This window comes from Amycolatopsis sp. NPDC051371 (assembly GCF_040682155.1).
GTDB lineage: Bacteria > Actinomycetota > Actinomycetes > Mycobacteriales > Pseudonocardiaceae > Amycolatopsis.
This window is the reverse complement of record NZ_JBFBAG010000033.1, coordinates 35587-59654: the sequence shown is the minus strand read 5'-3', so window position 1 is coordinate 59654 and position 24068 is coordinate 35587. Positions and strand designations below refer to the sequence as shown.

Annotated in this window: 22 protein-coding genes; 14 read left to right on the top strand and 8 right to left on the bottom strand. The window is 71.8% G+C overall.

Annotation, left to right across the window (positions count from 1 at the left end):
• Complete coding sequence (locus AB0M59_RS34205) at nt 1–474, top strand: hypothetical protein (protein WP_364623750.1); 474 nt, start codon at nt 1–3, stop codon at nt 472–474.
• Nucleotides 475–516: 42 nt separating this feature from the next.
• Here AB0M59_RS34205 and AB0M59_RS34200 read toward each other — a convergent pair whose 3' ends face one another.
• On the bottom strand, nt 517–1341 hold the full coding sequence (locus tag AB0M59_RS34200) for an alpha/beta hydrolase (RefSeq protein ID WP_364623749.1): 825 nt from the start codon (nt 1339–1341) through the stop codon (nt 517–519).
• A gap of 374 nt (nt 1342–1715) precedes the next feature.
• Here AB0M59_RS34200 and glmS point away from each other — a divergent pair, with 374 nt between their 5' ends.
• The 8 genes from glmS (at nt 1716) to tsaE (ending at nt 11160) form a co-directional block, all read left to right on the top strand.
• Nucleotides 1716–3578: a glutamine--fructose-6-phosphate transaminase (isomerizing) gene (gene glmS, locus AB0M59_RS34195; RefSeq protein WP_364623747.1), complete on the top strand. Its 1863-nt coding sequence runs from the start codon at nt 1716–1718 to the stop codon at nt 3576–3578.
• A 15-nt stretch (nt 3579–3593) separates the two neighbouring features.
• Entirely contained in the window at nt 3594–5033 is a 1440-nt protein-coding gene (locus AB0M59_RS34190) for an NAD(P)H-hydrate dehydratase (RefSeq protein ID WP_364623745.1), read from the top strand.
• A 78-nt stretch (nt 5034–5111) separates the two neighbouring features.
• Complete coding sequence (locus tag AB0M59_RS34185; protein WP_364623743.1) at nt 5112–5945, top strand: DeoR/GlpR family DNA-binding transcription regulator; 834 nt, start codon at nt 5112–5114, stop codon at nt 5943–5945.
• Entirely contained in the window at nt 5935–7365 is a 1431-nt protein-coding gene (gene xylB, locus AB0M59_RS34180; protein WP_364623741.1) for a xylulokinase, read from the top strand. Before AB0M59_RS34185 ends, xylB begins: the two co-directional genes overlap by 11 nt.
• Nucleotides 7366–7368: 3 nt before the next feature.
• Nucleotides 7369–8460, top strand: a complete 1092-nt coding sequence (gene ugpC, locus AB0M59_RS34175; protein ID WP_364623739.1) for a sn-glycerol-3-phosphate ABC transporter ATP-binding protein UgpC — start codon at nt 7369–7371, stop codon at nt 8458–8460.
• Between the two features lie 29 nt (nt 8461–8489).
• Entirely contained in the window at nt 8490–9605 is a 1116-nt protein-coding gene (alr, locus tag AB0M59_RS34170; protein ID WP_364623737.1) for an alanine racemase, read from the top strand.
• Complete coding sequence (locus tag AB0M59_RS34165) at nt 9602–10702, top strand: alpha/beta hydrolase (protein WP_364623735.1); 1101 nt, start codon at nt 9602–9604, stop codon at nt 10700–10702. The genes alr and AB0M59_RS34165 overlap by 4 nt, the downstream gene beginning before the upstream one ends.
• Nucleotides 10699–11160, top strand: a complete 462-nt coding sequence (gene tsaE / locus AB0M59_RS34160; protein ID WP_364623733.1) for a tRNA (adenosine(37)-N6)-threonylcarbamoyltransferase complex ATPase subunit type 1 TsaE — start codon at nt 10699–10701, stop codon at nt 11158–11160. The genes AB0M59_RS34165 and tsaE overlap by 4 nt, the downstream gene beginning before the upstream one ends.
• Before the next feature lie 33 nt (nt 11161–11193).
• On the opposite strand, the gene AB0M59_RS34155 is transcribed toward tsaE, so the two are convergent.
• From AB0M59_RS34155 to AB0M59_RS34145, 3 genes are all read right to left on the bottom strand, one after another.
• A complete protein-coding gene (locus tag AB0M59_RS34155) occupies nt 11194–12192 on the bottom strand; it encodes a serine hydrolase (protein ID WP_364623731.1) in 999 nt (332 codons plus the stop codon).
• 74 nt (nt 12193–12266) lie between these two features.
• Complete coding sequence (locus tag AB0M59_RS34150) at nt 12267–13598, bottom strand: carboxyl transferase domain-containing protein (protein WP_364623727.1); 1332 nt, start codon at nt 13596–13598, stop codon at nt 12267–12269.
• The gene (locus tag AB0M59_RS34145; protein ID WP_364623725.1) at nt 13591–15015 is read right to left on the bottom strand and encodes an acyl-CoA synthetase; all 1425 of its coding nucleotides are present in this window, start codon (nt 15013–15015) and stop codon (nt 13591–13593) included. Before AB0M59_RS34145 ends, AB0M59_RS34150 begins: the two co-directional genes overlap by 8 nt.
• Nucleotides 15016–15215: 200 nt before the next feature.
• Here AB0M59_RS34145 and tsaB point away from each other — a divergent pair, with 200 nt between their 5' ends.
• The 3 genes from tsaB to tsaD are packed head-to-tail and all read left to right on the top strand — an operon-like array spanning nt 15216 to nt 17403.
• Entirely contained in the window at nt 15216–15881 is a 666-nt protein-coding gene (gene tsaB, locus AB0M59_RS34140) for a tRNA (adenosine(37)-N6)-threonylcarbamoyltransferase complex dimerization subunit type 1 TsaB (protein ID WP_364623723.1), read from the top strand.
• Complete coding sequence (gene rimI, locus AB0M59_RS34135; protein WP_364623721.1) at nt 15878–16357, top strand: ribosomal protein S18-alanine N-acetyltransferase; 480 nt, start codon at nt 15878–15880, stop codon at nt 16355–16357. Before tsaB ends, rimI begins: the two co-directional genes overlap by 4 nt.
• Nucleotides 16357–17403 carry a tRNA (adenosine(37)-N6)-threonylcarbamoyltransferase complex transferase subunit TsaD gene (gene tsaD, locus AB0M59_RS34130; RefSeq protein WP_364623720.1) on the top strand — a complete coding sequence of 349 codons (1047 nt, stop codon included), beginning with the start codon at nt 16357–16359 and terminating at the stop codon, nt 17401–17403. Before rimI ends, tsaD begins: the two co-directional genes overlap by 1 nt.
• A gap of 93 nt (nt 17404–17496) precedes the next feature.
• Here tsaD and wecB read toward each other — a convergent pair whose 3' ends face one another.
• The 3 genes from wecB to AB0M59_RS34115 form a co-directional block, all read right to left on the bottom strand.
• On the bottom strand, nt 17497–18648 hold the full coding sequence (wecB, locus tag AB0M59_RS34125) for a UDP-N-acetylglucosamine 2-epimerase (non-hydrolyzing) (protein ID WP_364623871.1): 1152 nt from the start codon (nt 18646–18648) through the stop codon (nt 17497–17499).
• Between the two features lie 95 nt (nt 18649–18743).
• Entirely contained in the window at nt 18744–18923 is a 180-nt protein-coding gene (locus AB0M59_RS34120; RefSeq protein WP_284745445.1) for an LPXTG cell wall anchor domain-containing protein, read from the bottom strand.
• An 11-nt stretch (nt 18924–18934) separates the two neighbouring features.
• Entirely contained in the window at nt 18935–19702 is a 768-nt protein-coding gene (locus AB0M59_RS34115; RefSeq protein ID WP_364623718.1) for a choice-of-anchor P family protein, read from the bottom strand.
• 361 nt (nt 19703–20063) lie between these two features.
• Here AB0M59_RS34115 and xrtP point away from each other — a divergent pair, with 361 nt between their 5' ends.
• The gene (gene xrtP / locus AB0M59_RS34110; RefSeq protein ID WP_364623869.1) at nt 20064–20573 is read left to right on the top strand and encodes an exosortase P; all 510 of its coding nucleotides are present in this window, start codon (nt 20064–20066) and stop codon (nt 20571–20573) included.
• Nucleotides 20570–21946, top strand: a complete 1377-nt coding sequence (locus AB0M59_RS34105; protein WP_364623716.1) for a glycosyltransferase family 2 protein — start codon at nt 20570–20572, stop codon at nt 21944–21946. Before xrtP ends, AB0M59_RS34105 begins: the two co-directional genes overlap by 4 nt.
• Nucleotides 21947–22006: 60 nt before the next feature.
• Here AB0M59_RS34105 and AB0M59_RS34100 read toward each other — a convergent pair whose 3' ends face one another.
• Nucleotides 22007–23884, bottom strand: a complete 1878-nt coding sequence (locus AB0M59_RS34100) for an N-acetylmuramoyl-L-alanine amidase (protein WP_364623714.1) — start codon at nt 23882–23884, stop codon at nt 22007–22009.
• Between the last annotated feature and the right edge of the window lie 184 nt (nt 23885–24068).

Below are 24068 nucleotides of genomic sequence, written 5' to 3'. Positions count from 1 at the left end.
ATGAGCAGCGCCGAAGATCGGTATCGCGCGGCGATCTCGACGATGGACGCCGCGGCGCGCGAGCAGGACGAGCAGCGGGGGCTGCGCGAACGCCGGGTCGCGGAGGCCGAGACGCAGGCCCGCGAGGGGCTGAAGAACGAGCTCGCCGCCGCGCAGAAGTACGCCGAGCACATGGACGAGCTCAACAAGCGCAAGCAGAGCGCCGGTGGCTGGGCAACGGAGAAGACGCTGGCCGACAAGGGCCGCGAGTCGCTGATGGAGTTCGGCGTCGAGGACGAGGAAGCGGCCACCGGCCGCACGCCGTACCCGACGCCGAGCTACGGGACGCCGGTGCCCTCGGCGGCGGCGCCCCGGCCGGAGCCGGAACCTCCGGTGCCTCCCGCGCCCGCCGCGCCGGAGTCGCCGAAGCGGGGGCGGCACGCGCGCCCGGTGGAGGACGACGACGACTTCTCCAGCACGAGCTGGCTGGTCTGAGGTTCTTCGGAAGGGCCCGGCTTCGGCCGGGCCCTTTTCGTGTCAGTGCGCGGGTTCTTCTTCGCGGTCGATGGTGGCGCGCTTGACGTCGGCTTCCAGCAGGGGCCGCCACTTGTCCGTGCCGGTCAGGTGGGTCAGGAAGAACGCCGTGAACAGCGCGCGCGTGAGCTGCTGCGTCTTGCGGTGCGGCTTGCCGTGCATGATCAGCTGCGACCAGTGCCGGCCCTCGGTGACGCCCAGGTGGGTCGACTTGCCGAGGGTGCGCAGCTGGACGTCTTCGCCGCCCCAGGAGTTCGTGATCGCCTCGGCGTGCCCGATCTTCGGGGCGACGAGGTCCTCCTCGGCGGCGAGGTGCAGCCCGGGGACGGTGATGGCCTTCGCCGACTCGGTGGCCGGCGGCAGCGTCTGGGCGGCGGTGATGGTCGCGACGGCCTTGATCCGGGGATTTTCGGCGCGCGCGTCCTGAGCCGCGGCGAGGACGGCGGAGCCACCACCGGTCGAATGCCCGGCGAGGCCGAGCTTGGCCGGGTCGACGCTGATGCCGTCCGGCCCGAGCCGCACGGTCGTGACGACGTCGAGGGTGGTCAGCAGGTCGGCGGCGAGCAGCCGGTGCGACGGCAGCGGGCCCCGCTGGGTCGCGGGCGCGGCGGCGACGATGCCCCAGCTGGCGAGGTGGTGCAGCAGCTGCCGGTACCGATCGGGCGGCTGCAGCCACCCGTGCCCGAAGGCCACGGCCGGCAGGCCGAGCCCGGCGCGCGGCGTGAACACCACGCCGGGCAGCCCGACCAGGGCGAGATCGCCCCGCAGGACCTCGTGCGGACCCGGGTGCGTCAACTCCGCGAGCAACTGCTTGGGCTTGCTGGCCATGGCGCGAACCCTACTGTGCGCGTCGCGCCGCGGCTCGCCCGCCGCTCCGGTGGGCGCGGTCCTGGGCGCCGGCCAGTTGCGACCGCGCGCACCCGCCTCGGCTCGCCCGCCGCTCGCCCCCCGACCCGAGCGCCCCGATGTGGCATTGGGTGCGTGGGGCGCACCGAACGCCACGTTGGGTGCGTGGGACGCACCGAACGCCACATTGGATGCGTGGGGCGCACCGAACGCCACATTGGGGCGCTTGCGGCAGGCGGCCACACGTGTGGGTTACCCCGCATTGGTCCGGACCACCCGGCGTCGCATCCGCGCAGGTCAAGGCCCGTTCGCGGACCCCGTCAACCCGCCGAACGTCCCTCGTTAGGCTGGTGCGCGTGTGTGGAATCGTGGGATATGTCGGGCACCGCCCGGCTCTGGACGTGGTCCTCGGCGGGCTCCGGCGCATGGAGTACCGCGGGTACGACTCGGCCGGTGTCGCGGTCCTCGACGGCGCCGGTGCGCTGACGGTCGAGCGCAAGGCGGGCCGGCTCGCCAACCTGGAAGCCGAGCTCGACAAGGTCGGCCGCGACAGCATCACCGGCACCGCCGGCATGGGTCACACCCGCTGGGCCACCCACGGCGCGCCGATCGACCGCAACTCGCACCCGCACCGCGACGCCTCGCAGCGCGTCGCCGTCGTGCACAACGGCATCATCGAGAACTTCGCCACCCTCCGCGCCGAGCTCGAGGCCGACGGCGTCGAGATGGCCAGCGACACCGACAGCGAGACCGCCGCGCACCTCGTCGCCCGCGCCTACACCGACGGCGAAACCAAGGGGGACCTCGCCGCGAGCGTCGCCGCCGTCTGCCGCCGCCTCGAAGGCGCCTTCACCCTCGTCGTGACGCACGCCGACGAGCCGGACACCATCGTGGCCGCGCGCCGGTCGTCGCCGCTGGTCGTCGGGGTCGGGGAGGGCGAGCACTTCGTCGCCTCCGACGTCGCCGCGTTCATCGAGCACACCCGCGAGGCCGTCGAGCTCGGGCAGGACCAGCTCGTCGTCATCACCCGCGAGGGCTACGACGTCCTGGACTTCCACGGTGACGCCGCCCAGGCGAAGCCGTTCACCGTCGACTGGGACCTCAGCGCCGCCGAAAAGGGCGGCCACGAGTACTTCATGCTCAAGGAGATCGAGGAGCAGCCCGAGGCGCTGGCCAACACGCTGCGCGGGCACTTCGAGTCCGGCCGGATCATCCTCGACGAGCAGCGCATCTCCGACCAGGACCTCCGCGACGTCGACAAGGTCTTCGTCGTCGCCTGCGGTTCGGCCTACCACTCCGGCCTGGTCGCCAAGTACGCCATCGAGCACTGGACGCGGCTGCCGGTCGAGGTCGAGCTGGCGTCGGAGTTCCGCTACCGCGACCCGGTCCTCGACCGCGACACGCTGGTCGTCGCCGTCTCCCAGTCCGGCGAGACGGCGGACACGCTCGAAGCCGTCCGGCACGCGCGTGAGCAGAAGGCGCGCGTCCTGGCCGTCTGCAACACCAACGGCGCGCAGATCCCGCGCGAGTCCGACGCCGTCCTCTACACGCACGCCGGGCCCGAGATCGGTGTCGCGTCGACCAAGGCGTTCCTCGCCCAGATCGCGGCGAACTACCTGGTCGGCCTGGCGCTGGCGCAGGCCCGCGGCACCAAGTACCCGGACGAGGTCGCGCGCGAGTTCGCCGAGCTGGAGGCGATGCCCGCGGCCGTCCAGAAGGTACTGTCCACTGTGGACCAGGTGCGCGACCTCGGCCGCCGGATCGCGGACTCGAAAGCCATCCTCTTCCTCGGTCGCCATGTCGGCTTCCCGGTCGCGCTCGAGGGCGCGCTGAAGCTCAAGGAACTCGCGTACATGCACGCCGAGGGCTTCGCGGCCGGCGAGCTCAAGCACGGTCCGATCGCGCTGATCGAAGAGGGCCTGCCGGTCGTCGTCGTGATGCCGTCGCCCAAGGGCCGCGCGGTGCTGCACTCGAAGCTCGTGTCGAACATCAGCGAGATCCAGGCCCGCGGCGCCCGCACGATCGTGATCGCCGAAGAGGGCGACGAGACCGTCCGGCCGTTCGCCGACGAGCTCATCGAGGTCCCCGCGGTGCCGACGCTGCTGCAGCCGCTCGTGTCCACGGTGCCGCTGCAGGTGCTGGCCGCGGAGATCGCCCGCGCCCGCGGGTACGACGTCGACAAGCCGCGTAACCTGGCGAAGTCGGTGACTGTCGAGTAGCGGGAGGCCTTCGCCGTGCAGGGAATCTGGACCACGGAACGGATTCGCGAGGCGGAGGGGCGGGCGTTCGCCGTCACGCCCGAGGGCGAGCTGATGCGACGGGCGTCGTTCGGCTTGTCGGTCCAGATCGCCGACCTGCTCGAAGACCACACCGGCGCGGTATCCGGCCGCCGGGTCGTGTTGCTCGTCGGCTCCGGCGACAACGGCGGTGACGCGCTCTGGGCCGGGGCGTTCCTGCGGCGGCGCGGAGTGGCCGTGACGGCGATCCTGCTGAAGCCCGAGAAGGCGCACCCCGCCGGTCTCAAAGCGCTGAAGCGCGCCGGCGGCCGGGTGGTGTCCGCCGAGGACGGTCCACAGTGGATCGCGAAGGCCGACGTCGTCGTCGACGGGATCGTCGGGATTTCGGCTTCCGGATCGCTGCGGCCCGACGCCGCGCGGCTGGTGGACCTGGTGGAAGCGCCGATCGTGGCGGTCGACCTGCCCAGCGGCGTCGACCCGGACACCGGCGCGGTCGACGGCCCGGCGGTGAAGGCGACCCGCACGGTGACGTTCGGCGCGCTCAAGCCGGTGCATGCGCTGGCGCCGTCTTGGTGCGGCGAGGTCGTGCTGGTCGACATCGGTCTCGAGCTGGTGGATCCCGACCTGCGGCGGCTCGACATCGTCGACGTCGCGGCGGCCTGGCCGGTGCCGGGGCCGGAGGACGACAAGTACAGCCAGGGCGTGGTCGGGATCGCGGCGGGCTCGGCGACGTACCCGGGCGCGGCGGTGCTGGCCGCGGGCTCGGCGGTCCGTGCGACGGCCGGCTTGGTGCGCTACGCGGGCCACGCGGCCGACGTCGTCCGGTCGCAGTGGCCGGAGATCATCGCGACGGGCACGGTCGCGGACGCCGGCCGCGTCCAGGCGTGGGCGGTCGGGCCGGGCATCGGCACGGGTTCTGAGGGCCGCGACGTGCTGCGGCACGTGCTCGGCCAGGGCGTCCCGGTCTGCGCGGACGCCGACGCGACGACGATCATCGCGAAGTCCCCGGAGGTCCTGGACGCGCGCGACCCGGACACACCGCTGGTGCTGACGCCGCACGCGGGGGAGTACGAGCGCCTGATGGGCCGGAAGCCGGGCGCGGACCGCGTGAAGGCTGCGCGCGAAGCGGCGAAGAAGTACGACGCGGTGGTGCTGCTGAAGGGGCACGTCACGGTCGTGGCGGCCCCGGACGGCCGGGTCGCGGTGAACACGCCGCGCGGAGCCTGGCTGGCGACGGCGGGCTCGGGCGACGTGCTGTCGGGGCTGGTGGGAGCGGTGCTGGCGGCGGGCCTGGACCCGTGGCTGGCGGCCGCGGCGGCGGCCCACGTGCACTCGCTGGCGGGGGCGATCGCGGCCCAGAACGCGCCGACGTCGGCGTCAGGCCTGGTCCACGCGATCCCGGAGGCGATCCGCTCGATCCGCTCCCTCACGACGTGAAAGTGCGTTCTGGCCGACGCGAGAAGAGTTATCGAGTTTTCTGTTAACTCCGGGCGATAAATCTGGTAAGAATGCGGTGTGAGCGGCGGCACAGCACCTGGAGACCGGAAGACCCGGCCGTCCGATGCCGTCGTCGAACAGCGGCGGCAGGACATCCTCGACCACGTCATCGAGCACGGCGAAGCCCGCATCGACGACCTGACGACGAGGTTCCGGGTCAGCCTCATGACCATGCACCGCGACCTCGACGACCTCGCCGAACGCCGCCTCCTGCGCAAGCTCCGCGGCAAGGTCGAGGCCTACCCGGCGCTCACCATCGAGACCGCCGCCCGCTTCCGCGACACCCTCCACCACGGCGAAAAAGAAGCCCTCGGCGAGGCGGCCGCGAACCACGTCCAGCCCGGGCAGACCGTCTTCGTCGACGACTCCACCACCCTCCTCCCGCTGGTCAAGCGCCTGGCGGAGATCGACGCCCTCACCGTCGTCACCAACTCGCTGCACGCCGCCCGCCTGCTCGGCCCGCGGGTCGACGTCGTGCTCGCCGGCGGCCGTTACTCCCCCGAGTACGACTCCTGCGCCGGTCCCGAGGTCCTGAACCTCCTCGACTCGATCCGCGCCGACATCTCGTTCGTCTCGGTCACCGCCGTCGCCGTCGGGCGGCTCTTCCACCCCGACCGCGACTACGCGGAGCTCAAGAAGGCGGCCCTCAAGGTCGCCAACCAGACGGTTCTCGTCGTCGACCACTCGAAGTTCGGCCGGACCGCCACCTACGGGCACGGCGACGTCGGCGACTACGACCTGCTCATCACCGGCGAGACCACGCCGACCGAAGAGATCGAGGCCGCGCTCAACGCCGGTACCGCGATCGAGATCGTCGAACACGTCGCAGAGGGGCAGCCCTATGACAGCTGAGCTGGTGGCCGGCATCGATTCGTCCACGCAGTCGACCAAGGTCGTCGTGTGCGACGCGCGCACCGGTGAGATCGTCCGCACCGGCCGCGCGCCGCACCCGGAGGGCACCGAGGTCGACCCCGCCGCCTGGTGGGACGCCTTCCAGGAGGCGGCCAAGGGCCTGCTCGACGACGTCAAGGCCATCGGCGTCGGCGGCCAGCAGCACGGCATGGTCACCCTCGACGAGAACGACGAGGTCGTCCGCCCCGCACTGCTGTGGAACGACACCCGGTCCGCGCAGTCGGCGCTCGACCTCATCGACGAGCTCGGCGGGCCCTCGGTCTGGGCGAAGTCCGTCGGCTCGGTGCCGGTCGCCAGCTTCACCGTCACGAAGCTGCGCTGGCTGGCCGACAACGAGCCCGAGCTCGCCGACCGCGTCGCCCGCGTGCTGCTCCCGCACGACTGGCTGACCTGGAAGCTCACCGGCGGCGCCCCGGTCACCGACCGCGGCGACGCGTCCGGGACGGGCTACTTCTCGCCGTCCGACAACGCCTACCGCCTCGACGTCCTGGCCCACGCCTTCGGCGGCCGGACGCCGGAGCTGCCGACCGTCCTCGGGCCGGCCGACACCGCCGGCCACACCCCCGGCGGAGTGCTCGTCTCGGCCGGCACCGGCGACAACATGGCCGCCGCGCTGGCGCTGGAACTGCAGCCCGGCGACGTCGTCGTCTCGCTCGGCACCAGCGGCACCGTGTTCGGCGTCGCCGAAAGCGGCGCGGCCGACGCGTCCGGCGAGGTGGCCGGGTTCGCCGACGCCACCGGCCGGTTCCTCCCGCTCGCCTGCACGCTCAACGCCGCCCGCGTCCTCACCGCGACGGCCGGCATGCTCGGCGCGACGCTGAGCGAGTTCGACCGGCTCGCGTTGCGGGCCGAGCCCGGCGCCGGCGGCCTGACCTTCCTGCCTTACCTCGACGGCGAGCGCACCCCGAACCTGCCCGGCGCCACCGGCTCCCTGACCGGCCTGACCCGGGCGAACATGACGCCGGAGAACCTCGCGCGCAGCGCCGTCGAAGGCATGCTCTGCGGCCTGGCCGCCGGCCTCGACGCGGTGCGCGCGCACGGCCTCGACGTCCGCCGCGTGCTGCTGATCGGCGGGGGCGCGCAGTCGGCCGCCGTCCGCGCGGTCGCGCCGCTGGTGTTCGGCGTCCCCGTGCAGCTGCCCGAAGTCGCCGAGTACGTCGCCATCGGCGCGGCGCGGCAGGCGGCGTGGGCCCTGACTTCCAGCGCGGAACCCCCGTCCTGGCAGGAAAACACGAAAACGAGGCTCGAGCTGGACGAGCCGACCGAGGCGCAGCGCGCCGAGGGCCACCGGATCCAGCAGCGCCACCTCGAAGCCCGCGAAGCGGCGTACGGGGTCCGGCGGAATCTCGGAGAGGACTGACCGATGGCTTCCATCACCTACGACAAGGCGACCCGGCGCTACGCCGGTTCGGAGCGCCCCGCGGTCGACGCGCTGGACCTGGAGATCGCCGACGGCGAGTTCCTGGTGCTGGTCGGCCCGTCCGGCTGCGGCAAGTCGACCAGCCTGCGCATGCTCGCCGGCCTCGAGGACATCGACGACGGCGCCGTCTGGATCGGCGACCGCGACGTCACCCAGCTGCCGCCGCGCTCGCGCGACATCGCGATGGTGTTCCAGAACTACGCGCTGTACCCGCACATGACGGTCGCGCAGAACATGGGCTTCGCGCTGAAGATCGCCGGGCGTCCCGCGTCCGAGATCAAGCAGAAGGTCCTGGAGGCCGCGAAGCTGCTCGACATCGTGGACTACCTCGACCGCAAGCCGAAGGCGCTTTCCGGTGGTCAGCGCCAGCGCGTCGCGATGGGCCGCGCGATCGTGCGCGAGCCGCAGGTCTTCCTGATGGACGAGCCGCTGTCGAACCTCGACGCGAAGCTGCGCGTGTCGACGCGTACGCAGATCGCCGCGCTGCAGCGCCGCCTCGGTGTCACCACCGTGTACGTCACGCACGACCAGGTCGAGGCCATGACGATGGGTGACCGCGTCGCCGTGCTGTCGGACGGCCTGCTGCAGCAGTGCGACACCCCGCGCGCCCTGTACGACCGGCCCGCGAACGCTTTCGTCGCCGGGTTCATCGGCTCGCCCGCGATGAACCTCGCCACCGCGAAGCTCACGGCCGACGGCGCCGAGGTGGGTGGCGCGCGCGTGCCGCTGACCCGCGAGACCATCGCCGCGGCCGACGGCGACACCGTGACTCTCGGCTTCCGGCCGGAGGCTCTGGAGATCGCCACCAGCGAAGAAGGCGCCCTGCCGATCAAGGTCGACCTGGTCGAGGAGCTCGGCTCGGACGCCTTCGTCTACGGCAAGCTGGCCCAGACCGACGCCGACGACACCCGGCCCAACGTCGTCGTCCGGGTCGACCCGCGTACGCCGCCGGCCATGGGTGACACGCTGCACCTGCGGATTCGCGCCGACGAGCTGCACGTGTTCTCCGCCACCTCCGGGCTGCGCCTGCCCTGACCTCGGGTCATGGGAAACTGGGAGTCGTTATGACTTCCAGTTTCCCTCGCGCGCAGGTCGATATCGACCTCGACGCGATCCGCCACAACCTCACCCTGCTGGGCGCCCGCGCGCCCGGCGCCGAGGTGATGGCCGTGGTGAAGGCCGACGCCTACGGCCACGGCGCGCTGCCGGTGGCGCGCGCCGCGGTCGAGGCCGGCGCGGGCTGGCTCGGCACCTGCTCGCTCGGCGAGGCCCTCGCCCTTCGCGAAGCCGGGATCACGACGCGGCTGTTCAGCTGGCTGGACACCCCGGACGTCGACTTCGCGCCGGGCATCGAGGCCGGTGTCGACCTCGCCGCGAGCTCGCTGGGTGAGCTACGCCGCATCGCGGCCGCCGCGACAACGGGTACCCGCGCTCGTGCGCACCTCAAAATCGACACCGGGCTTTCGCGCAACGGCTGCCCGCCCGCCCGCTGGGCCGAACTGGTCGAAGCGGCGGCCGCCGAACCGCGGGTCGAAGTCGTCGCGATCTGGTCCCACCTCGCGTGCGCGGACGAGCCGGACCACCCGGCGACCGACCTCCAGGCGAAGCGGTTCGCCGAGGCCTACGACGCCGCCCGCGCCGCCGGGCTCGACCCGAAGCGGCACCTGGCGAACTCCGCGGCCCTGCTCACCCGGCCGGACCTGCACTTCGACGTCGTCCGGCCCGGTATCGCGATGTACGGGCTCAACCCGGTCCCGCAGGCCGAAGACCTGCGTCCGGCCATGACGTTCCGGTCCGCGGTCGCGCTGGTCAAGCGCGTCGAAGCCGGCCAATCGGTGTCCTACGGGCACACCTGGACGGCCGCGCGCGACACCAACCTGGCGCTGGTGCCGGCCGGGTACGCCGACGGCGTCCCGCGGTCGCTCTCCGGCCGGATGGACGTCTGGCTCGGCGGGCAGCGGCGACCGGTCGCCGGGCGGGTCTGCATGGACCAGCTGGTCGTCGACTGCGGCGACGACCAGCCGTCCGTCGGCGATGAGGTCGTCCTGTTCGGGCCGGGGACGTTCGGCGAGCCGACCGCCCGGGAATGGGCCGACAAGCTGGGCACCATCGACTACGAGATCGTCACCTCGATGTACCGCCCGCGGGTGCGGCGCCGGTATCTGGGAGAGCGCTCGTGACACCTTCACGTCGACTGCTGGCCATCGCCGGCGGGGTCGGGGCCGTGGCCACCGGGACCGCCGCCGCCATCGCCGTCGCCGCGCAGCAGCAGCGGCGGCACAGTGAGGATCCGTACGTGGACGAGCCGCTGGGGGAGCTGAAGCCGGACCGTACTTCCACGGTCGCGGCCGACGACGGCACGCCGCTTTCGGTCGAGGAGATCGACCCGGAGGACGGCGGCGAACCTGAACTGACTGTCGTGGGCGTGCACGGTTTCGCGCTTTCCCGGCGGTGCTTTCACTTCCAGCGCCGGGATCTCGCGACGCTTCGGCTGCCTCGCGTGCGTCAGGTGTACTACGACCACCGCGGCCACGGCCTGTCCGGCGCGGCCTCCGCGGAGAATTCGACGATCGAGCAGCTGGCGCGCGACCTCGACGTCGTGCTGCGGTCCGTGGTCCCGGACGGGCCCATCGTGCTGGTGGGGCACTCGATGGGCGGCATGGTGATCATGGAGCTGGCCGCCGAGTTCCCGTCGCTGTTCGAAGAGCGGGTCGAAGGTGTCGCCTTCATCGCGACCGCGGCGGGCGAAGTGGGCGCACGCGGGTTGCCGCGTTCGCTGCTCTCGAAGTACAACCCGCTGACGCGCGCCGCCGGCGGTCTCGCCGGCTGGCAGCCGGGGCTGGTGGAGTTCGTCCGCGCCGCGGGCGGGCAGCTGACGCGCCAAGCCGTGCGGCGGCTGGCGTTCGGTAGCCGCGACGTCGCGCCGAGGCTCGTCGACTTCATGCTCGAAATGCTGGAAGTGACGCCGGTCCGCGGGCTCGTCAACTTCGTCGACACGCTCGGCAGCCACAACCGCTACGCGGCGCTGGCCGGGCTGAAACACGCGGAAGTGCTGGTCATCGGCGGGGATTCGGACCGGTTCACGCCGTTCTCGCACGCCGAGCGGATCGCGTCCGAGCTGCCCGACGCGGAGCTGGTGCGCGTCCGCGGCGCCGGGCACATGGTGCTGCTCGAACAGCCCGAGCTGGTGACCAGCCACCTGATCGATCTCCTGCAACGCTGTTCCGGTGTGGACGGCGTGACTTCTGCTCAACGAAACTGGTGGTGGCAGCGTTGACGTTGGTGTTTCCGACGCCCGAAGACACGATGGAGTTCGGGCGGTCCCTGGGCCGGTCCCTGCGCGCGGGTGACCTGGTGTTGCTCGCGGGCCCCCTCGGCGCGGGCAAGACGACGCTGACCCGCGGCATCGCGGACGGCCTCGGTGTCGGCGGCCGGGTGAGCTCCCCGACGTTCGTCCTGGCCCGCGTCCACCCGGCGGGTGCTTCGGGCGTGCCCTTGGTGCACGTCGACGCGTACCGGCTTGGTGGCGACCTGTCCCAGCTGGATGATCTCGACCTGGACACGGACCTGGAACGCTCGGCGATCGTGGTCGAGTGGGGCGAGGGCTCGGCGGAACGGCTGTCGTCGGACTACCTGGTGGTGCGGCTGGACCGCCGCGAGGACGACGTCCGCGAGGTCACCCTGGAGCCGCACGGCACCTGGGCCGACCGCGTCCCGGAGCTGGTGCGGGCGTAAGTCCGCACCAGCTCCGGGACTCCCGTTGGCCGCTCAGCCGCCGTTGTACTGCTGGTAGGCCGGTGCCCGGAATGTCTTGGTGCCGGCGCCCGCGATCTTGTCGACCGCGCGCAGGAACTTCGGCCCCATCTTCGCGCAGGCCTGCCGGACCGGGTGCGTGGCCCCGAAGTCCTCCGGGTTCGCCTGGCCGTGCGCGAACATCGAGTAGGTCACCACCGGCTTGCCCGCGGCGTCGAACATGATGCCCGCCTCGTTGCGGCCGTCGTTCAGCCAGCCCGCCTTCGTGGCGATCCTCGCCCGATCGACGGACGACATCTCACGGCGGATACCGTCGGTGAACGCCACCTGCGACCGCAGGATGGACAGCAGGTACTCCGTCGACGCCGGGCTCAGCAGTGTGCCCGCGACCAGCGCCTTCAGCAGGTCGTGGGTCTCGCGCGGAGTGGTCTGGCCGAGGAAGTAGCGGTTCGGGTTGGCCACCGGCGTGACCTGGGTCTTGGGGAAGCCCTTGGCCACCAGGATCTGGTTGATCTCGGCCGCCGGAACCACGAGCCCTACCAGCCGGACGCACGTGTCATCCGAAACCGTGAGGAACAGCGACAGGACGTGGCCCAGCGTGAACGCGCTCGGGTACGCCTTGTCCAGGATGATGATGCCGTCACCGCCCGGCACGACGATGCTCTCCGGCACCTGGACCTGCTGGTCCAGCGTGAGCAGGCCACGGTCGATCTTGTCCATCAAGGTGACCGCGACGGCCACCTTGTTGACGCTGTACGCCTCGACGACCTCGTCGGACGCCACGTCGACGGCCACCTGGTCGGCCACGCTGATGTAGGAGTTCCAGATGCCGCCTGCCTCAGCGGCCGCGGTGTCGTAGACGCGCTTCACCTTCTGCCTGGCCCGGTCCGGTGTGGCCGGGCTGGCCTCGATGTCTGCTTCCTGCGCGTACGCGGGAGAGCCGGCCAGAATGCTTCCAGCAGCGACGGCGGTCCCCAAACCGAACGCCGCTCGCCTGTTGAGTCGATGCCCCATCGCAAGATCCAACCACGGATGGACCCGCTGGCGGCACAAAGCTCGCCAAGACGTCGTGAGTGAGAAACAGTGTTCTAACCCTGTTTCTCACTCACGACCGCGCGGGCGACCCCTAGGTCCACCAGGTCCTGCGGCCGCAACCGCAGCTGGTCCGCCAGCGCCGGCACCTCCGAAGCCGGTCGCTTCAGGATCGCCGCCGCGGCTTCCGGGGACGTCACCGAGAAGTACGCGTCCGGGGTCACCCACGTCGACCCCTGTGCCGCGAACGCCAGCGCCCCACCCGAGCCGCCTTCGCCGATCACCAGCGTCGTCACCGGGATCGACGCCGTCGCGACCGCCTCGAACATCGCCGCGATCGCGCCGCCCGCGCCCGCCTGCTCCGCCGCCGCGTCGTTCGCCGCGCCCGGGGTGTCGACCAGGGTGAGCACCGGGATGCCCAGCCGTGAAGCCAGCTTGACCAGCCGCGCCGCCGTCCGGAAGCCCGCGGGCAACGTCGGTGTGCCGCACTGGGCCGCGTACGCGATCGTCCGGCCGTCGCGCCAGCCGAAGCCGCACGACACCCCGGGATCGACGCCGCCGGCACGGTCGCCGCTGACGTCCGAGCGCCAGTCGAAATACGCGTCGAGGTACTCGACGGCCCGGGGACGGCGCGGGGAACGCGCGGCCTGGACCGCTTCCCAGCCCGTGTCGGGCAGGGAAGCCTGCCGCAGCGCGGAAGGCGGGGGAGCCGCCGCCGACGACCGCGCCGTCAGCAGCCGCAGCCAGCGCTCCAGGGCCGGCCCGAGTTCGTCCGGGGAGACGATCGCGTCGACCTGCCCCCACTCGTACTTGGCCTCCGCGGTGTACGCCTCCGGGGACCCGGCCGGCCGCACCCGCGAGCCCGCGAAGCCGACCTGCGCCTCCGGCAGCGCGAGGATGACGTCGGCGCCCGCGCCGAGCGTCGCCCAGCCGCCGCCGGTCGTCGGGTCGCGCAGCACCGAGATCTGCGGGATGCCCGAAGCGCGCGTCAGCGCCGACGCCCGGGCCACCCGCTGCAGCTGCATCAACGCGCGCATGCCCTGCTGCATGCGGCTGCCGCCGGTCGAAATCAGCGAAACCACCGGCAGGCGAGCATCCCGCGCGTGCGCGAACGCCGCCTCGATCCGGTCGCCGGTGCGCTGCCCGAGCGATCCGCCGAGGAACCCGAACTCGAACGCGACCAGCACGGCCTCGACGTCACCGACCTTCGCCGTCCCGCAGACGACGGACTCCTTCTCGCCGGTGCGCTCTTCGGCGGCGGAGCGTGCTTCGCGGTAACCGGGCCAGCCGATCGGCCCGTCGGCCGGCTCGTCGCGCAACAGCGTGGGGAGCTCCACGAAGCCGTTCGCGATCGCGCCGACGACCTCGCGCGCCGGCTGCCTAGTCACCGAGCGCCCGCTTCATGACCTTGCCCATGTCGTTGCGCGGCAACGCGTCCAGGTACCGGACGACCCGCGGGCGCTTGTGCGGCGCGAGCAGCTTGGCGACGTGGTCGGCGAGTTCTTCCGCGCTGGGCGGCGAGCCGTCGGGCACGATCCACGCGACGATCCGCTCGCCGAGGTCGTCGTCCGGCTCGCCGGTGACGGCGGCCTCCGCGACGCCGGGGTGTTCGAGCAGCGCGTTCTCGATCTCGCCGGCACCGATCTTGTAGCCGCCGCTCTTGATCAGGTCGGTCGCCTTGCGCCCGACGATCTGCACGTACCCGTCGGCGTCGCGCGTCGCCATGTCGCCGGTGCGGAACCAGCCGCCGTCGAACGCGGCGGCCGTCGCGTCCGGGCGGTTGAGGTACTCGGTGAACAGGTTGGGCCCGCGCACCTGGATCTCGCCGACGCTGTCGACGTCGTCGATCGTCTCGCCGGCTTCGCCGACCAGCCTGACTTCGACGCCCCTCAGCGGAACACCGACGGTGCCGGGCTTGCGCTCGCCGTCCGCGCGGACGCTCGTGTTCATCAGCGTCTCGGTCATCCCGTAGCGCTCGACGACCTGCTGGCCGGTCGCCGCGGTGATCCGCTGGTGGTCGTGTACCGGCAGCGCCGCGGACCCGGAGACGAGCAGCCGCGCGCCGCGCAGAGCGTCCGCGAGCGCGGTGTCCGCGGCGACTTCGCCCGCGATCCGGTGGTACATCGTCGGGACGCCGAACAGCATGGTCGCGCCGGCCGACAGTTCGCGCGCGACGCCCTCGGTCGAGAACCGGCCGAGGTGGCGCACCGAGCCGCCGCGGCGCAGCGGGCCGAGGATGCCGAGGATCAGGCCGTGCACGTGGAACAGCGGGAGCCCGTGCACGAGGACGTCGTCCGCGGTCCAGCCCCAGGCGTCCTCGAGCGCGTCGAGCGTCGTCGCGATCGAGCGGCGGGGGAGGACGACGCCCTTCGGCGGGCCGGTGGTGCCCGACGTGTAGACGATCAGCGCGGGCGTCTCGGGGTCCGGCTCCTCGGCGAGAGGCGTCTTTTCGCCGGTCAGCGAAATGTCACGGCGGGGGAGCGCGGCCAGGCCCGCGGGCAGCTCGGCGCCCGGTTCGGCCAGCACCAGCTCCGGCTCGCTGTCGGCGAGGATGTGCGCCAGCTCGCGCTCGCCGATCTTCGGGTTGAGGGGGACGGCCGGGACGCCGGCCAGCAGCGCGGCGACGACCGCGACGCTGGTGTGCACGGTCGGGGTCGCCCAGACCGCGACGCGGCCACGGGGCAGCTCGGCGGCCAATCCACCGGCGACGGCGGCGAGGTCGGCGTAGGTCAGGACGTGATCGCCGAAGCGCAAGGCTTCTTTTGCGGAACCTTCGGCCAGGGCGGGGAACAACGGGGCGGGCACCGCGGGGACCTCCCAGAGTCGGACTCCATCCGCACGTTACCAATCCGGCCGAAAGCAGGCGGACACGTTCCCCGACCGATCAGCGCAAGGCGCCGGTTTCCGCCGTGGCTGCTGTCGGATTGGTGACAATCGGCACAGTACCGTGCGGATGAGTCCCCTGCAGCAAGCCGCCGAAGGCCCTGGTCGTAGGCTGGGACACCGTGTTGGTACTGGCGATCGATACCTCGACCCCGGCGGTGACCGCGGGCGTCGTCGAGGTGGACTCCGACCGGGTGGAGACGCGCGGCGAGCGCGTCACGGTGGACCCTCGCGCGCACGGCGAGCTGATCATGCCGCACGCGCTGGCCGCCGCCGAGGCCGCCGGAGTGTCGCTCGAGGACCTCGACGCGATCGTCGTCGGTGTCGGTCCCGGCCCCTTCACCGGCCTGCGCGCCGGGATGGCCACCGCCGCCGCGCTCGGACACGCCCTCGGGCTCCCCGTGTACCCGGTCTGCAGCCTCGACGCGCTGGCCGCGGACGTCGTCCGGAGCGACAGCGCTTTCCTCGTCCTCACCGACGCCCGCCGCCGCGAGGTCTACTGGGCCGCGTACGACGACGCCGGGAACCGCACCGACGGCCCGCACGTCCAGCGTCCCGCCGACCTGGAAGCCGGTATCAAGGTCGCGGCCGGTGACGGCGCGGTGCTGTACGCCGACGCGCTCGACGTCCAGCCGATCGAACCTCGCTTCCCATCGCCCGCCGGCCTGGTCACGGCCGCTCGGAGCGCGTTGCTGGCGAAGGAAACGCCCGCGCCGCTGACACCCCTGTACTTGCGCCGCCCCGACGCCGCCGAGCCCAGCGCGCCGAAACGGGTGACCGCGCCGTGAGACTCGAGCCGCTGCGCCGCCGGGACATCGCCCGGTGCGTCGAGATCGAGCAGATCCTCTTCCCCGGCGACGACCCGTGGAACTCCCGCGCCTTCCACTCCGAGCTGGACGCGGGCAACTTCTACCTCGCCGCGCGCCCGGACGAGACCGACGAGCTGCTCGGGTACGCCGGGCTGGCCGTCGTCGGGCGCCGTCGCGGCGAGTACGAAGCGACCGTGCACACCATCGGCGTCGCACCCGAGTACCAGCGCCGGGGCATCGGCAAGGCGCTGCTGCGCGCCCTGCTCGAGCGCGCCGACGAGTTCGAGGCGCCGGTGTTCCTCGAGGTCCGCACGGACAACGACTCGGCCCTCGCGCTGTACGAGAGCCACGGCTTCGAACGGCTCGGCATCCGGAAGCGCTACTACCAGCCTTCCGGCGCCGACGCGTACACGATGGTCCGCCCGGCGCGGACGCGAGACGAGGTGGCGGGCTGATGTCACGCATCATCATGGGCATCGAGAGCTCGTGCGACGAGACCGGCGTCGGCCTGGTCCGCCTGCACGACGACGGCGCGGTCGAGCTGCTCGCCGACGAGGTCGCCTCCAGCGTCGAGCAGCACGCCCGCTTCGGCGGCGTGGTGCCCGAGGTCGCGAGCCGAGCCCATCTCGAAGCGATGGTCCCGACGACCGAGCGGGCGTTCGACAAGGCCGGCCTCGCACTGTCCGATGTGGACGCCATCGCCGTGACGGCCGGGCCGGGCCTGGCGGGCGCGCTGCTCGTCGGCGTCTCCGCGGCGAAGGCGTACGCGACGGCGCTGGACGTGCCGTTGTACGGCGTCAACCACCTGGCCGGGCACATCGCCGTGGACACGCTGCAGCACGGGCCGTTGCCCACGCCGTGCCTGGCGCTGCTGGTCTCGGGCGGGCACACGCAGCTGCTGCGCGTCGACGACATCGCGTCGTCGATCACCGAGCTGGGATCCACTGTGGACGACGCGGCGGGCGAGGCGTACGACAAGGTGGCGCGGGTCCTCGGCCTGCCGTACCCGGGTGGGCCGCCGATCGACAAGGCGGCGAAGAACGGCAATCCCTCCGCGATCGCGTTCCCGCGTGGGATGACCGGCCCGCGCGACGCGAAGAACGACTTCTCGTTCTCGGGTTTGAAGACGTCGGTGGCGCGCTGGGTCGAAGGCGCGGCGCGGCGCGGTGAGGAAATCCCGGTGGACGACGTCGCGGCGTCGTTCCAGGAGGCCGTCGCGGACGTGCTGACCATGAAGGCGATCCGCGCGGCCAAGGAGCAGGGGATCGGCACCATCGTGATTTCGGGCGGTGTGGCGGCGAACTCGCGGCTGTCGTCGCTGGCGGCCGAGCGTTGTGCCGCGGCGGGGATCGAGCTGCGGGTGCCGCGGCCGCGGCTGTGCACGGACAACGGCGCGATGATCGCAGCGTTGGGCGCGCACGTGGTGGCGGCGAAGCGCCCGACGGCGGCGTTGGACTTCAGCGCGAACCCGGCCCTGCCGGTCTCGGTGGTCTCGCTCTAGCCCCACCCCGCCCGCTGAAAGGTCTTGAATGAGTCATTCAGGACCTCCGAAGACCTGAATGAGTCATTCAAGACCTTTGAGCCCGGCTCGGGCCTACGAAGCCGCGGCGTGCCTGCGTGCCGGGGATCCCACGCCGAGCAGCTCCTCGATCGCCGCCACCGCCAGCACTGCCGCATTTCCTTCACCGTAAGGGTTTCCCACCTGCGCCGGCCGCAGCTCGCCGCTCAGCAGCCGCGCCGCCGTGTCCGCGATCCGCTCGGTGTCCGTCCCCACCAGCCACGCGCAGCCCGCTTCCACGACCTCGACCCGCTCGGTGACGTCGCGCAGGACCAGCACCGGCGTGCCGAACGTCGGCGCCTCCTCCTGGATCCCACCCGAATCCGTCAGCACCAGCGACGCGAGCCGCAGCGCGCGGACGAGGTCCGGGTACTCCAGCGGGTCCGTCACCGTCACGCGCGGCAGGCCGCCCAAAGCCGCCTCGACCTGGTCGCGGACCTGCGGGTTCGGGTGCGCCGGGAACAGCACCTGCACGTCCGGGTGCTCGGCCACGATCAGCTGCACCGCGGCCAGCGTCCGTTCCAGCGGCTCGCCCCACGACTCGCGGCGGTGCGACGTCACGAGCACCAGCCGCTCGCCCGCCTCCGCGATCTCCATCTCCAGCAACGCCAGCGCCGTGTCGCGCGCCGGGAGGTCGCGCGCCGCGATCTCCAGCACCGCGTCGACGACGGTGTTGCCCGTGACCGCTATCCGTTGCCGCGCAACGCCTTCCGAGCGCAACGCCGCCGCCGAGCCGAGGGTCGGCGCGAGGTGCAGCGCCGCCAGGCGGGCCACCATCTGCCGCGCGCCCTCCTCGGGGAACGGCGCGGTGAGGTCGTTCGTGCGTAGCCCGGCTTCGAGGTGCACCACGGGGATGCCCAGCCAGAACGCGGCCAGCGCGCCCGCCAGCGTCGTCGTCGTGTCGCCCTGGACGACGAGCGCGGCCGGGGCGAGCCGGCGCAGCACGTCGTCGAGGGCGGGCAGCAGGCCCGCGACGAGCTCCGCCTGGCCGCCGGTCACGCGCGGCGGCACGTCCAGCCACGCGTCCGCGACCAGGCCGAACGGCGCCAGTGCCTGCTCGACCATGCTCGCGTGCTGCCCGCTGTGGACCAGGATCGGCCGCAACGCGGGGTGCGCGTCCAGCGCCAGTGCCAGCGGCGCGAGCTTGAGCGCTTCCGGCCGCGTCCCGGCCAGCAACATCACGTCCACCCCGCGGTTCCCCTTCTCCACATAGTCCAGTGTCCCGGAAATTTCTCCCAGAGGGGCCGCCGGCGTGCGAGGGGCGCACGCCGACGGCCCTTCCCTCAGTCCCGCGCCCGGGAAAGGCGGCGGTTGCGGCGGTGGACGGCGATCAGCGCGACGGTCCCGAGCAGGACCAGGAGCACGCCGACGGCCAGCCACCACCCGACGTCGGCCCCGGTGGCGGCGAGGGTGCCCACCCCGCCACCGGCCACGCCGACGCCCGCACCCGGCATCTTGTACATCCGGGCCTCGCTCAGACCTGTGCGGAGCGGCGGCGGTAGATGCGCGTCCCGACCGGCACCGCGACGGCGCCGAGCAGGCCGAGCCCGATCCACAGGCCCGCGCCGGACGCCAGCGGCATCGGCGGCGCGACCGGGCCGCAGGTCGCCGACGAGACGATGACGTCGCCCGAGCCGAGCGCGCCGACGACCCCGCCGAGCAGCTTCACGTGGAGGGCGTTGACCGTGAGGCTGCCGTCCTTGTTCTTGATCTGCTCGTTGAGGATGACGGTCGCGATGTTGACACCGGCGAGCCCGACCTTGACCTGCGTGTTCGGCGCCGGGGTCGCGTCGATCGCGCCGGCGCTGCCGAGGTTCGCGCCGACCAGTGTGGTGCTGCCCTTGACGCCTTCCTGGGTCGCCGTGCAGACCGCTTCGACGGCCTTGGCGCCGACCTTGTTCCCGAGGGCCTTGAGCAGCGGCAGGCCGACGTCGGCGGTGCTCGCCTTCGCCGTCACCGCGCCGGAGTTGTCGTCCCGCTCGGCTTCGGTGTTGATCACGCCGGTGGTCAGGATCCCGGTCAGGTTCACCTTCGCCGTGCTGTTGCTCGTCGGGCCCGCGGTGTTCGCGGCCGCGAGCGGTCCTGCCTGGACGGCCGGCTGGCCGAGCAGGGTCACGTCGACGTTCACGCCGTACGCGGACCCGTCGCCGGGCGCGGCCGAAGCGGGCGCCGCGCCGGCGAGCACGAAGCTCGCCACGACCGCGGCGAGCAGGCCGCCACGGCGCGCGAGGGAGCTCTTCATCAACTGATCCTCCGAATTCGCTGGGTTTCCCTGGAGTTCGCGTGACGGCGGCGCGGATCGACCCGGCTTGCCTCGACTCGGCACGCGAATCGACTATCGCGAAGAGCGGCCCGAATAGCACACAAAATTTCGCGGATCACCGGATCGGGTATTCCGCGACGCCGTTTCCGCTGGTCGTCGTGACATCACCCGGTCGGCCTAGCAAGTTCGCCGCTGATTCTGCCGAATGGCCGGTCAAACCACACCTCCGGGTGGAACCGCGGGGCGTTCATGACTTACGCTCGCCCGGGGTCCGCAGCTTGATCGAAGAATCGACACCGAGAGGATCGTCGTGGCCGTAGCGAGCGCTCCGAACTCAGAAATGGCACGGTTTCCGCTGGTCATCGCGCTCGGCGCGCTGGCCGCCGCGGGAGCCGCGGTGGTGCTGGCCGAGCGGTTCTACCGCGAACTGGAAGTGCGCCTCGCCGGCGCGATCCTCGACGTCATCACTACATCGGGTGTTTATGTCGCGCCCGATCGGGAGTCCGTTTACTTTGGGTTGAGCAGTGCTACTCCATTCGGGTTGAGAATGACGCCGGAATGTTCTTCGGCGTTCCTTTTGCTGCCGCTGCTCGTTGTGACGATGGCCATGCTGTACTTCCGGCCTGCCAATGCGAAGCGGCTCTTCTTTTCCCTCGGCATTTCCGCGGTGGTCGTCGTACTGGTGAATCAGCTGCGCATTCTCACCATCGTCGGGTTGGTGCACGAGTACGGCACCGACGAGGGCTACTACTGGGGCCACACGCTGCTCGGCTCGATGGTCAGCGTGTTCGGCGGCGCCGTCTCGCTGGTCCTGTTCGTCTGGCTGGCGACGCGGAAGAAGAAGGCATGAGCGTCAAGGTCCTGCTGGCGATCACGCAGGCGTTCGCGCTGACGATGAGCGTGGCGTTCCTGGTGTACGTCGTCGTGATCGTCGTGCCGTACCTGCGCCGCAAGCCCGCCCCGGTGGGCGATCCGGCGGACTTCACGTGGCACTTCTTCGTGCCGTGCCGCGACGAGCAGACGGTCATCCGCGAAACCGTGCGCTACCTGCGCACGACGTTCCGCAAGGCGCACGTCTGGGTCGTCGACGACGACTCCGACGACCGCACCGCGCGCGTCGTCCGGATGCTGTGGCGGCGCCACGGCGGCTACGACCCGTACCTGCACCTGGTGCCGCGGGTGCGGCCCGAGGCCCGGACGGGCAAGGGTGACGCCCTCAACGCCGCCTACCGGGCGCTCAACGACTGGATGGGCCCGGAGGCGACCCGCGACGACGTGGTCGTGGTGGTGGTCGACGCCGACGGCCGCCCGGCGCCGAACTGCCTGGAGGTCTGCGCGGCGGACCACCTCTTCGGCGACGCGGAGATCGGCGCCGTCCAGCTGGACGTCTGGATGAGCAACGCCGGGACGCCGCCGCCGTCGCGCAACCCCGTGGGGCGCTGGTTCGGCCTGAAGCTCGCGCAGCTGCAGGACCTCGAGTTCCGCACGGCGATCGCGGCGATCCAGACGTCCCGCGGCTTCACGGGCACGATCTCCATGGGCGGCAACGGCCAGTTCACCCGGCTCACCGCGCTCGACTCGATCGCCGGCCCGGACGAACAGCCGTGGCGCGGCTCGCTGCTGGAGGACTTCGAGCTCGGCGTCCACCTGCTGACCGAGGGCTGGCGCACCGGGTTCACGCCGGATTCCCATGTGGCGCAGGAAGGTCTGTACAGCCTGCGGCGGTTCCTGGTGCAGCGCACGCGGTGGGGCCAGGGCACCATGCAGTGCGCCCGCTACCTGCGGCGGATCTGGGACTCGCCGCACGTCAGCACGCTCGGCGCCGCGGAGATGATGTACTACCTGGCCCAGCCGTGGCTGCAGCTGCTCGGCTCGCTGCTGTACCCGATCCCGTTCATCCTGCTGATCGCGAGCACGGCGGGCGACCCGGCGCAGATGTGGACGTGGTTCACCGGCGGCGCGTGGATCCTCTTCGCCATCTACGGCTCGTTCGGGCTGCTGCCGTTCCTCGTCTGGGGCCCGATCTACCAGCTGAAGTGCTTGCGCAGCAAGAACATCCTGCGCGGGATCGGGATGGGCTTCGCGTACGCGGCGTACATCTACACGTTCTACGTGACGTCGTGGCGCGCGTTGTTCCGCTTGGTCCGCGGACGCAACGGCTGGGCGAAAACCCGCCGCAACACCGAACAGGCGGCCGGGGTGAAGGTCGCGCTGGACGCCTGAAATCCGTGAAGGCCACCTTCGGGAACTTGAACTTCCTGAAGGTGGCCTTCACGGATTTGGTCAGAACGCGGGCAGGATCCGGACGTCGTCCGCCTTGACGAACGCGATCCGGTGCCCGAACTGGATCTGGACGTACTTGAGCTTGCCCTTCACCACCACGTGGTCGGCCACGTCGAACGTCGTGGCCGAGTAGTACTCCGAGCCGACCGTCCCGGCCGAGGAGTACTTCTGCCCGGCGGACAGCGTGTACGGCAGCGGCGTGATGGTCTGCACGGTGACGTTCGCCGGGTAGGCCTCGGGCTCGGGGTAGGCACGCCCGTAGACGGGCACCGTCGCGAGGCCGGGCTTCGGCGTCACGACGAGCCCGATCGCCGGCTTCGCGACACGGGCGTTGCGCGGGTTGTGGAACCAGCCCTTCTGCCCGAGGTACCAGATCGCCGTCCAATCGCCGCTGACGCCGGCGACGGCGTACTGCTGCCCGGTCGCGGCGCGGCTGCCGACGTCGGAGACGTCCGTTGTGGACGGTGAACCGTTCGGGTGCAGGCCGATGTCGACGAGCAGCGGCGACGTCTCACTGGGCTGGGAGTGCAGCACGACGGCCTCGGAACCCCGCGGCGCGCAAGCCGTGCCGGGACCGTCGCACCCGGTGAACACGGGCTGGTTCTTCGCGAAGTCCGGGTCGATGGTGACCAGCGACGAGCCGGGCAGGCCGAACCCGCCGAGCGGCGCGCCCAGCAGGTCGAAGTAGTGCGACCAGTCCCAGTAGGGGCCCGGGTCCCAGTGCATGCCCGCGATGGTCGACGGGACCGTGCCGGGCACGTTGTCGTGGCCGATGATGTGCGCCCGGTCGAGCGGGATACCGTACTTGCGCGCGAGGTAGCCGACGAGCTTCGCGCTCGAGCGGTACATCGCTTCGGTGTACCAGGTGCCCTTCGCGGCGAAGCCCTCGTGCTCGATGCCGATGGACTTCGCGTTGACGTACCAGTTGCCGGCGTGCCAGGCGACGTCCTTGGTCGGCACGTGCTGCGCGATCAGGCCGTCGTTCGAGCGGATGGTGTAGTGCCAGCTCACGTACGTCGGGTCCTGCGCGAGGTCGAGGACGTTGTCCCAGTAGCCCTCGGTGTCGTGGATGACGATGTGGTCGATCTTCTGGCTGACCGGCCGGTTGGCCAGGTCGTGGTTGCCGTAGTCGTCGTTCGGCAGCTCCTGGTACGGCGCCGGGACCGACTCGCAGGCGACGGTCCGCGGGCACTCGACGTTCGCCGGGTTCCCGGGGCGCTGCGGCACCGTGACGGCCGGCGTCGCGGCCAGGCTGACCTGCTGGCCGTCGTCGGTGGTCCGGGCGACACCGGTCTTGATGGTGTCGAAGACCTCGTCGGCGAAGGTCCGCGCGGCGGTGGTGCCGGCCGAGCCGCTGTACCGCGCGACGGCGTCGTACCAGTCGGTCTGGCCGGCGTGGTACTTCGCGAGCAGGGCCGCGCCGCCCCGGATGTTCTGGGTGGGGTCGGTGCGCAGGGTCTTCGTGTCGGTCTTGAGGAGCTGTGCGGCTTCGTCGATGGTCTGCAGCCCCTGCGGCGGCGTGGCGGGGCCGGCCTTGGGGTGCAATGCCGGGCGGGCATCGTCGCCGCGCGGGTCCTCGGTGCCTTCGTCGTGGTGGGAGGTGGCGGCGCCGGCTTCGCGCAGGTCGGTGAGGTGCATCGGGCCGTAGCCGGCGGACGTGCTGGGCGTGCCGCCGTTGAAGTCCCAGCGGGACTCCAGGTAGGAGACGCCGAGCAGAACGTTCTGCGGAACCCCGAACTCGCTCGCGGCGGCGGCGAAGTCCCGCTGCCGTTGTTCGGTGGTGGCGGCCTGGGCCGGAGCGGCGGCGAGGCCGGCCGCGATCGCGACGACGGCCGCGACGGCCGCCGTTCTCGGGACGGAACGGGAGGACATGGGCATAAACCCCCAGGGTTCAGGTGCCAGACGTGAGAACCTAACCAGAAACTCACGCCGGGGGTAAGAGGGGCTGCTGACCTGCCGATGCGTGACCGGGACTGGCGGGCGTCGGACGATCCGGCGGACCCTGGTTGCACGGCTGGCACTCCCGTGGCTAGAGTGCTAATCGCACGGCCCGACAGCCCCG